The following is a 9,258-nucleotide window of genomic DNA, read 5'->3' as shown; positions in this document are numbered from 1 at the left end:
AGATACGCAGGAAATCATAGAAGACTGTCTGGATGTATTGGAACCATTTATTGAAGAAGTTATTCCAAAAGAGCGGAAAGATCAGTATTATGATTATTCAGAAGTGATTGAAATAGACTTAATCCTGGAGGAATATTTCCACGCAGCATGATAAAAAATAGAATAGTAGTAAGAGAGAAAAGTACAAATAAGAATCGAACATTTGTACTTTTTTCTTGCCTTCATCTATATACTTTCAAAAAAATGTCTGATATAATAGGGACTGTTACAAGAACAAACAGTAAAAATATGACAGAACCGGAGCCTAGTATCATCAGGTATTTCCGGGTGCTGTTTTATCCGCAAAAATCAGTTTTGTGACTTTTATTCGTAACGAGGTGAGAAACACATCTATTCACCATAAAAATGAGCTTTTCGTTACGAATCTGGATACGAATTTTTGGCTGATATTGGTCATAGTAAAAGTCACAAATGGAGGGATTTACCATGAATGAGTTCAAATTAAAAGCCCCATATAAGCCAACCGGAGACCAGCCACAGGCAATTGCAGAGCTTGTGAAAGGGTTCAAGGAAGGCAATCAATGCCAGACTTTACTAGGGGTTACGGGTTCTGGAAAGACTTTTACGATGGCAAATGTGATTCAGCAATTACAGAAGCCGACACTTGTCATCGCTCATAATAAAACACTTGCAGCTCAGTTATACGGAGAGTTCAAGGAGATGTTCCCCGATAACGCAGTGGAATATTTTGTATCCTACTACGACTACTACCAGCCGGAGGCTTACGTGCCGTCTTCGGATACGTATATTGCGAAGGACTCTGCGCGGAACGATGAGATTGATAAGCTGCGGCTTTCCGCGACTTCTGCACTGAGTGAGCGGAACGATGTCATTGTGGTTTCCAGTGTTTCGTGTATCTATGGAATCGGAAGCCCGAAGGACTACATGGAGATGATTATTTCGCTCCGCCCGGGAATGGAAAAGGACCGGGACGATGTGATCCGGCAGTTGATTGATATTCAGTATGACCGGAATGATATGGATTTCCACCGCGGTACGTTCCGCGTGCGCGGTGATGTATTGGAGATTTTTCCGGCGGAGGAGACGGACAAGGCGGTGCGCGTCGAGTTCTTCGGGGATGAGATTGACCGTCTGGTGCAGATCGATACGCTGACGGGTGAAATCTTATGTGAACTGAACCATATCGCAATCTTTCCTGCCTCCCACTATGTTGTGCCGATGGACACGATCCTGAAAGCAACAGGCGAGATTGAAAAGGATATGGAAGAGCAGGTGAAGTTCTTCAAGCACGAGGGAAAACTGATCGAGGCCCAGCGCATCGAGGAGCGGACCAATTTCGATATTGAGATGCTCAAAGAAACCGGCATCTGTTCCGGCATCGAAAACTATTCGCGTTACCTCTCCGGATTAAAGCCAGGCGAGCCGCCCTACACACTGATGGACTATTTCGGAGATGATTTCCTCATCATCGTGGATGAGTCGCATAAGACTGTTCCGCAGATCCGCAGTATGTATGCCGGCGACCAGTCGCGGAAATCGACGCTGGTGGACTATGGATTCCGTCTGCCGTCCGCAAAAGACAACCGCCCGTTGAACTTCGGCGAGTTCGAGGACCGGATCGATCAGATCCTCTTCGTATCTGCCACGCCGGGCGACTACGAGGCAGACCACGAGCTGCTGCGCGCCGAACAGATCATCCGCCCGACCGGCCTTCTCGACCCGGATGTCGAAGTGCGCCCGGTGGAGGGACAGATCGACGATCTGATTTCGGAAGTAAAGAAAGAAACCGCAAAACACAACAAAGTTCTCGTGACGACGCTGACGAAGCGTATGGCAGAGGATCTGACCGACTATATGAAAGAGGCCGGCATCCGCGTGCGCTACCTGCACTCCGATATCGACACCCTGGAACGGACCGAGATCATCCGTGATATGCGTCTCGATGTCTTCGATGTGCTCGTCGGCATCAACCTTCTGCGTGAGGGTCTCGACATCCCGGAAATCACACTCGTGGCGATCCTGGATGCCGATAAAGAAGGTTTCCTGCGTTCCGAAACCTCTCTGATCCAGACCATCGGCCGTGCCGCACGAAACAGCGAGGGCCATGTTATCATGTACGCCGATGTGATGACCGATTCTATGCGCCTGGCCATCGACGAGACGAAGCGCCGCCGTGCCCTGCAGGAAGCCTACAACAAAGAACACGGCATCACTCCGACCACCATCAAAAAAGCCGTCCGCGATCTCATCAGCATCTCGAAAGAAGTGGCAAAGACCGAAGACAAGATGGAAAAAGACCCGGAGTCCATGAGCCGCGAAGAACTGGAAAAACTGATCGGTCAGGTACAGAAACAGATGAAAGCCGCCGCCGCCGAACTCAATTTCGAAATGGCCGCCGAGCTGCGTGACAAAATGATCACACTGAAGAAGAGCCTGGATGACATGGAAGAATAAAAAATCAGAAATAAAAAAGAAGAAAAGAGCATGAAAAAAGCGTGCCGGAAAAGCGACAGAAAACTTTCCGGCACGCTTTTTTGCGTCCGATTTTGATTCCTTCTTGTTCAGAATTGACGCAAAATAAGAATACCATTATAATATAAAATACGACCAAACAGTCGTATCAAAACGCAAACACAAAAATAAAAAAGACAACAATAAAAAAATCAATCGCCGAATTTTCTCTTTTTACTGGAGACACCCAGCAGATAGTCGACCGAGCAGTCATAGAACCGTGCAAGCTGGATCACATAGTCGATCGGGATGTCGCGGATTCCTTTTTCGTAGCGGGAATAGACGTCGCGGTTGCATTCGAGCAGGGCAGAAATCTCTTTGATGGTGAGATCCTGATCGATCCGCATATCTTCAATTCTCTGGTATTTCATACGTTGTACCATCCTTTCAGATTCAAACCCATACTACCAAACGGTTGGATGGACAAAGTTAAATCAGATCATATGGTCGCAAATTGGAGAATGGGGCAGGAGAGAGAAACGGCGGGTGAAGACAGCCTGTGCAGAAAACAGAAAAATATGTACGGCAGAAATGGGGGAACGAATGGGAAAAGCAGAAAGAATAGAAATAGAAGATTTTGTCCAGAATATAGTGGAACGGATGGAGACGCCGGAAGCGTTTGAAAAAATGATCAGCCGGGAGGAAGGCTGTGAAGCGCAGGGGCAGGAGAACCGTCTGAGGGATGTGCTGAAGAAGGAATGGCCGGTGGACGAAAAGGGAGAGCGCATCTATCAGATCACTAATATATATGAAGAAAAAGCGGAAGAACTCCTCATTGTAGAACTGTATACCGGCATCCACCTGGAAAACGGAGTCCCGTGCGGGCATTTTACGCTGTATCTCTGCGGGGAGCCGGACGGATGGAAACTCAGCGAAACGCGGATGATGGAATATCTGCAGAATCTGTAAACGAAAAAGCAAAACAGGGAGGACAGGGAAAAGAAAAACTGTCCTCCTGCTTTTGCTGCGGCGGAGACACCGGAAAGTCAGGATCCATACGGCCGCTTCTCATCGCTGATGCCGACCAGATAATCCAGACTGACCTGATACAGCTCCGCCAGACGGATGGCAATGGAGATCGGCAGCTGCCGGACGCCTTTTTCATACCGGGTATACACATCGCGGTTGCAGCCGAGATAGTCGGCAACCTGGCGGATCGTCAGATCGTGGTCCGTGCGCAGATCCTCCAGTCTCTGATATTTCATGATTCATCACCTCTGAGAAAATGCTACTAAATGGTCGTATCGAAATGGCGGAATCCTACCATACGGCTATAGCGCCTTTGAAACAGCAGAATGCAATAAAAAAGAAAAGTCAGATTCCTTTTCAGAAAGAAAACGGTTTATACTTTTTTCACAATTTCTTCATAGAAAAACCGGGAAAAGGTGTTGACAAACAAAAGGCAGAGTGCTATCTTAAGAGCATAGATGTTAGCACTCCACTGAAACGAGTGCTAACAGGACTATACAACAGGAAGGAGCTTATCTTAGTGGATACAGAATTGGATGAAAGAAAAAGAAAAATATTAAAAGCGATCATCCAGACGTATCTGGAAACGGGCGAGCCGGTCGGCTCAAGAACGATTTCCAAATACACGGATTTGAATTTAAGCTCCGCCACAATCCGGAATGAAATGTCCGATCTGGAAGAGATGGGTTACATCTTACAGCCCCACACTTCTGCAGGACGCATTCCTTCCGATAAAGGCTACCGCCTCTATGTAGATGAGCTGATGCGGGAAAAAGAACAGGAAGTTGCAGACATCAAAAACATGGTCATTGAAAAAACGGACCGCATGGAGAAAGTTCTGCAGCAGGTTGTCAAAGTCCTCGCTTCATCTACCAACTATGCAACGTTGATTACGGGACCGGAATATCACAGAAATAAAGTGAAATTCATCCAGCTCTCAAAAGTCAATGAAGAGCAGCTCCTGGCCGTCATCGTCGTAGAAGGCAACCTGGTGAAAAACCAGATGATCGACCTCGATGAGACCATCAACGATGAACAGATATTAAAGCTGAACCTGCTTCTGAACACACAGCTCAATGGCCTGACCATTGAAGAAATCAATCTTGGCATGATCAGGAAAATGAAAGAGCAGGCAGGCATCCACTCCGGCATCATCAGCAAAGTGGTCGATACCGTAGCGGAAGCCATCGCAGTCAGCGAAGAAGATGTGCCGGTGTACACCAGCGGCGCAACCAACATTTTCAAGTACCCTGAGCTTTCCGACAGCAGCAAAGCCAGCCAGCTGATCTCCACATTCGAGGAACGGCAGAAACTGGTCGATATGATCAAAGGAGCTGCCGAGGAGCAGGATGGAGAGGAAAATACCGGTATTCAGGTATACATCGGAAATGAATCTTCGATGGAACCCTTACGGGACTGCAGCGTGGTCACCACCACATACGATATGGGAAACGGTATGCGCGGAACAATCGGTATCGTGGGACCAAAGCGGATGGATTACGAAAATGTGGTAGATAACCTGAAAACATTAAAAGTTCAACTGGACGCCGTCTTCAAAAAGCCGGACACAGGTGAGTAGAAAGGTGGAATGATCCGTGAGCGAAGAAAATAGAAAGAAAGAGGAAACCATGGAAGAACCTACACGCGAGATGGAAAAAGAAACCGGAGCAGAGACCGATCTGCCGGAAACCGAACCGGCTGCGGAGCAGGAAGAAGCAAAGAAAGCAGCAGAGGCAAAAGAAGCGGAAGCTGCAGAAGAAACTGCTGAGGATGGCAAAGAACGAAAGTTTTTCAAAAAGAAAAAAGATAAAAAAGATGAGAAAATCGAAGAGCTGACTGACCGCCTGACCCGTCAGATGGCAGAGTTCGATAACTTCCGCAAACGCACCGAAAAAGAAAAAGCAAATATGTATGCCATTGGAGCAAAAGACATCATCGAGAAGATTCTTCCGGTTGTTGACAGCTTCGAGCGCGGACTTGCAACGGTGGAAAAAACGGAGGAAGATCCGTTCGCAGACGGCATGAATAAAGTATACAAACAGTTTACCACAGCACTCGATGAACTCGGTGTAACCGTGATCGAGGCCGTTGGAAAGGAATTCGATCCGAACCTGCACAACGCAGTGATGCATGTGGAGGATGAGGAAGCCGGCGAGAACATCGTCGTAGAAGAGTTCCTGAAGGGCTACATGTACAAAGGTTCCGTAGTCCGTCACAGTATGGTCAAGGTGGCTAACTAAGCCTTGAAGATAAATAAATAGAAATTAAACCATTTTTTAGCATAATTCATTGAGGAGGAAACAACAATGGGCAAAATTATTGGTATTGACTTAGGAACAACAAACAGCTGTGTAGCCGTTATGGAAGGTGGAAAACCAACCGTTATCGCAAACGCAGAAGGTGAAAGAACAACTCCATCTATCGTAGCATTCACAAAAACAGGTGACCGTCTGGTCGGCGAGCCGGCAAAACGTCAGGCTGTAACAAACGCAGACAGAACCATCCGTTCCATCAAACGTGAGATGGGTACTGATTATAAAGTAGACATCGAAGGAAAGAAATACTCTCCGCAGGAGATCTCCGCTATGATCCTTCAGAAACTGAAAGGTGATGCAGAGAACTACCTTGGCGAGAAAGTAACAGAAGCAGTTATCACAGTTCCGGCTTACTTCAATGACGCACAGCGTCAGGCAACCAAAGATGCCGGTAAAATCGCAGGTCTTGATGTAAAACGTATCATCAACGAGCCTACCGCAGCAGCTCTGGCATACGGACTGGATAACGAGAAAGAGCAGAAGATCATGGTATACGACCTTGGCGGCGGTACTTTCGATGTTTCCATCATCGAGATCGGTGACGGTGTTATCGAAGTTCTTTCCACAGCAGGAAACAACCGTCTGGGCGGCGATGACTTCGACCAGAAAGTAACAGATTACATCCTCGCTGAGTTCAAGAAACAGGAAGGCGTCGATCTTTCCAATGATAAAATGGCTCTGCAGAGAATCAGAGAAGCAGCAGAGAAAGCAAAGAAAGAGCTTTCCAGCGCAACCACAACCAACATCAACCTGCCATTCATCACTGCAACGGCAGATGGCCCGAAACATCTCGATATGAACCTGACAAAGGCTAAATTCGATGAGCTGACCCACGACCTGGTAGAGAAAACCGCAGAGCCGGTACAGAGAGCACTCTCTGATGCAGGCCTTCAGGCATCCGAGCTTTCCAAAGTCCTTCTGGTAGGCGGATCTACCCGTATCCCGGCTGTACAGGATAAAGTAAGACAGCTGACCGGACACGAGCCGAGCAAGAGCCTGAACCCGGATGAGTGCGTAGCACTTGGTGCTTCCGTACAGGGCGGTAAACTTGCAGGAGATGCCGGCGCAGGCGACATCCTTCTTCTGGATGTAACTCCGCTGTCTCTGTCCATCGAGACCATGGGAGGTATTGCAACTCGTCTGATCGAGCGTAACACCACAATCCCGACCAAGAAGAGCCAGATCTTCTCCACCGCAGCTGATAACCAGACAGCAGTAGATATCAACGTAGTACAGGGTGAGCGTCAGTTCGCGAAAGACAACAAATCCCTCGGCCAGTTCCGTCTGGATGGAATCCCGCCAGCAAGAAGAGGCGTTCCGCAGATCGAGGTTACCTTTGATATCGATGCCAACGGTATCGTAAATGTATCTGCAAAAGACCTGGGAACAGGAAAAGAGCAGCACATCACCATCACCGCAGGCTCTAACATGTCCGACAGCGAGATCGACAAAGCAGTCAAAGAAGCTGCTGAGTTCGAAGCTCAGGATAAGAAACGCAAAGAAGCAATCGACGCAAGAAACGATGCAGACTCTATGGTGTTCCAGACCGAGAAAGCAATCGAGGAAGTCGGCGACAAGCTGGATGCAAACGATAAGACAGCAGTAGAAGCTGACCTGAATGCACTGAAAGACCTCATTGCAAAATGCAATCCGGAAGAGATGACAGATGCACAGGTAGCTGACCTGAAAGCAGCTCAGGAAAAACTGATGACAAGCGCTCAGAAACTGTTCGCAAAACTGTATGAGCAGCAGCAGGGCGGCGCAGCAGGTGCCGGAACAGCTGGTGCAGGCCCGGATATGGGAAATGCAGGAGCAGCAGGCGGCCATGACGACGACGTCGTAGATGCTGACTACAAAGAGGTTTAATTTTCGGCATGTCACACTCCGTGAAAATACCGACTGTGAGTTGAAACAATAAGTAAATAAACGCAAAAAGCCCTGTGAGGCGAATGTTTGCAGGGGACGGAAAACACATTCCGCCCCCTGTATTTATGCTGGTATTGCTTTCGGAAAAGTGCTATACTGGAGCGTGCGGAAAAACATTTCTGCAAAGATGAAATTTGTGGAACAGAAATGAAAAGGTGAACATAAATGGCAGAAAAAAGAGATTATTACGAGGTCCTCGGCGTAGACCGCGGAGCGGACGATGCAACATTAAAAAAAGCATACCGTAAACTGGCCAAGAAATACCATCCGGATATGAACCCGGGCGACAAAGAGGCCGAGGCAAAATTTAAAGAGGCGACAGAAGCCTATGGCGTGCTGAGTGATCCGGACAAACGGCGTCAGTACGATCAGTTTGGCCACGCTGCATTTGAAAACGGCGGTGGCGGCGCAGGAGCCGGTGGATTCGGCGGCTTCGACTTTGGTGGCGGAGATATGGGTGATATCTTCGGCGATATTTTCGGCGACCTGTTCGGTGGCGGCGGAAGCAGAAGAAGAGCAAACAATGGACCGATGAAGGGAGCAAACCTCCGCGCTGTTGTCCACATTACGTTTGAGGAAGCTGTTTTCGGATGCCAGAAAGAGCTCGAGATCAACCTGAAGGATACCTGTACAACGTGCCACGGAACCGGCGCAAAACCAGGAACTTCACCGGAGACATGTTCCAAGTGTAACGGAACCGGTCAGATTACGTACACGCAGCAGACCATGTTCGGCTCTGTGAGAAACGTGACGACCTGTCCGGACTGTAACGGAACCGGAAAGATCATCCGCGATAAATGTACCGCATGCCATGGCACAGGATACACATCCAGCAGAAAACGCATTCAGGTCAACATTCCGGCCGGAATCGACGATGGACAGAGTATCCGGATCCGTGAAAAAGGTGAGCCGGGCGTAAACGGCGGACCGAGAGGAGATCTGCTTGTCGAGGTTCAGGTAACCCGTCATCCGATCTTCCAGAGACAGGATATGAACATCTTCTCCACTGCACCGATTACGTTTGCCCAGGCAGCACTCGGCGGCGATGTGAAGATCAGCACCGTTGACGGAGACGTTCTCTACACTGTAAAACCGGGAACCCAGACCGATACGAAGATCCGCCTGAAGGGAAAAGGCGTTCCGTCCCTTCGTAACAGCAATGTGCGCGGTGATCACTACGTAACACTCGTAGTCCAGACTCCGACGAAACTGAATGAGAAAGCAAAAGAAGCCCTCCGTGCCTTCGATGAAGCCTGCGGAAACCGCCCGGCAGCAGAAGAAAAAGCAGCCGACGGCGAAACCGCAGAGCAGCCGAAGAAGAAAAAAGGCTTTATGGATAAAGTGAAAGAGGCCTTTGAGGACATCGATAAATAAAGAACGGCGGCAAGCCGGAAAAGAAAGAAGAATCTGTGGAAAAAGCAGGTTCTTCTTTCTTTTCTATGAAAGAACCATGAAAATTCGGTGAATTTATACACAGAATGGTCGGATTTTGATATAATGTGGAAAACTTAAGGGG

At 48.3% G+C, this 9,258-nt stretch carries 8 protein-coding genes; 6 read left to right on the top strand and 2 right to left on the bottom strand.

What is annotated here, in order from left to right; all coding sequences use genetic code 11:
* The first annotated feature begins 471 nt into the window (after positions 1 to 471).
* The gene (uvrB, locus tag ACY2VW_RS05450) at positions 472 to 2,475 is read left to right on the top strand and encodes an excinuclease ABC subunit UvrB (protein ID WP_461877341.1); all 2,004 of its coding nucleotides are present in this window, start codon (positions 472 to 474) and stop codon (positions 2,473 to 2,475) included.
* A gap of 209 nt (positions 2,476 to 2,684) precedes the next feature.
* Here uvrB and ACY2VW_RS05445 read toward each other — a convergent pair whose 3' ends face one another.
* Positions 2,685 to 2,903 carry a helix-turn-helix domain-containing protein gene (locus tag ACY2VW_RS05445; protein WP_055218399.1) on the bottom strand — a complete coding sequence of 73 codons (219 nt, stop codon included), beginning with the start codon at positions 2,901 to 2,903 and terminating at the stop codon, positions 2,685 to 2,687.
* A 172-nt stretch (positions 2,904 to 3,075) separates the two neighbouring features.
* On the opposite strand from ACY2VW_RS05445, the gene ACY2VW_RS05440 reads away from it, so the two are divergent.
* Positions 3,076 to 3,441 carry a hypothetical protein gene (locus tag ACY2VW_RS05440; RefSeq protein ID WP_461875066.1) on the top strand — a complete coding sequence of 122 codons (366 nt, stop codon included), beginning with the start codon at positions 3,076 to 3,078 and terminating at the stop codon, positions 3,439 to 3,441.
* A 77-nt stretch (positions 3,442 to 3,518) separates the two neighbouring features.
* On the opposite strand, the gene ACY2VW_RS05435 is transcribed toward ACY2VW_RS05440, so the two are convergent.
* On the bottom strand, positions 3,519 to 3,737 hold the full coding sequence (locus tag ACY2VW_RS05435; RefSeq protein ID WP_055218403.1) for a helix-turn-helix domain-containing protein: 219 nt from the start codon (positions 3,735 to 3,737) through the stop codon (positions 3,519 to 3,521).
* 284 nt (positions 3,738 to 4,021) lie between these two features.
* Here ACY2VW_RS05435 and hrcA point away from each other — a divergent pair, with 284 nt between their 5' ends.
* The 4 genes from hrcA to dnaJ all read left to right on the top strand — a co-directional run bounded on the left by hrcA (position 4,022) and on the right by dnaJ (position 9,116).
* Entirely contained in the window at positions 4,022 to 5,080 is a 1,059-nt protein-coding gene (hrcA, locus tag ACY2VW_RS05430) for a heat-inducible transcriptional repressor HrcA (protein WP_461875064.1), read from the top strand.
* Positions 5,081 to 5,129: 49 nt separating this feature from the next.
* Complete coding sequence (gene grpE, locus ACY2VW_RS05425) at positions 5,130 to 5,741, top strand: nucleotide exchange factor GrpE (protein ID WP_461877340.1); 612 nt, start codon at positions 5,130 to 5,132, stop codon at positions 5,739 to 5,741.
* Between the two features lie 66 nt (positions 5,742 to 5,807).
* Positions 5,808 to 7,682, top strand: a complete 1,875-nt coding sequence (gene dnaK, locus ACY2VW_RS05420) for a molecular chaperone DnaK (RefSeq protein WP_461875062.1) — start codon at positions 5,808 to 5,810, stop codon at positions 7,680 to 7,682.
* A 225-nt stretch (positions 7,683 to 7,907) separates the two neighbouring features.
* Positions 7,908 to 9,116 carry a molecular chaperone DnaJ gene (gene dnaJ / locus ACY2VW_RS05415; protein ID WP_117761695.1) on the top strand — a complete coding sequence of 403 codons (1,209 nt, stop codon included), beginning with the start codon at positions 7,908 to 7,910 and terminating at the stop codon, positions 9,114 to 9,116.
* Positions 9,117 to 9,258: the final 142 nt, after the last annotated feature.

The sequence above is a fragment of the Fusicatenibacter sp. genome (assembly GCF_977045365.1).
Note: the sequence above shows the minus strand (reverse complement) of the source record. Positions and strands in the feature narration are given on the sequence as shown.

What these genes read in the sequence shown, in the direction of transcription:
- uvrB (WP_461877341.1), top strand. Translation starts at nt 472, where the DNA reads ATGGAGGGATTTACCATGAATGAGTTCAAATTAAAAGCCCCATATAAG.
- ACY2VW_RS05445 (WP_055218399.1), bottom strand. Translation starts at nt 2,903, where the DNA reads ATGAAATACCAGAGAATTGAAGATATGCGGATCGATCAGGATCTCACC.
- ACY2VW_RS05440 (WP_461875066.1), top strand. Translation starts at nt 3,076, where the DNA reads ATGGGAAAAGCAGAAAGAATAGAAATAGAAGATTTTGTCCAGAATATA.
- ACY2VW_RS05435 (WP_055218403.1), bottom strand. Translation starts at nt 3,737, where the DNA reads ATGAAATATCAGAGACTGGAGGATCTGCGCACGGACCACGATCTGACG.
- grpE (WP_461877340.1), top strand. Translation starts at nt 5,130, where the DNA reads ATGGAAGAACCTACACGCGAGATGGAAAAAGAAACCGGAGCAGAGACC.
- dnaK (WP_461875062.1), top strand. Translation starts at nt 5,808, where the DNA reads ATGGGCAAAATTATTGGTATTGACTTAGGAACAACAAACAGCTGTGTA.
- dnaJ (WP_117761695.1), top strand. Translation starts at nt 7,908, where the DNA reads ATGGCAGAAAAAAGAGATTATTACGAGGTCCTCGGCGTAGACCGCGGA.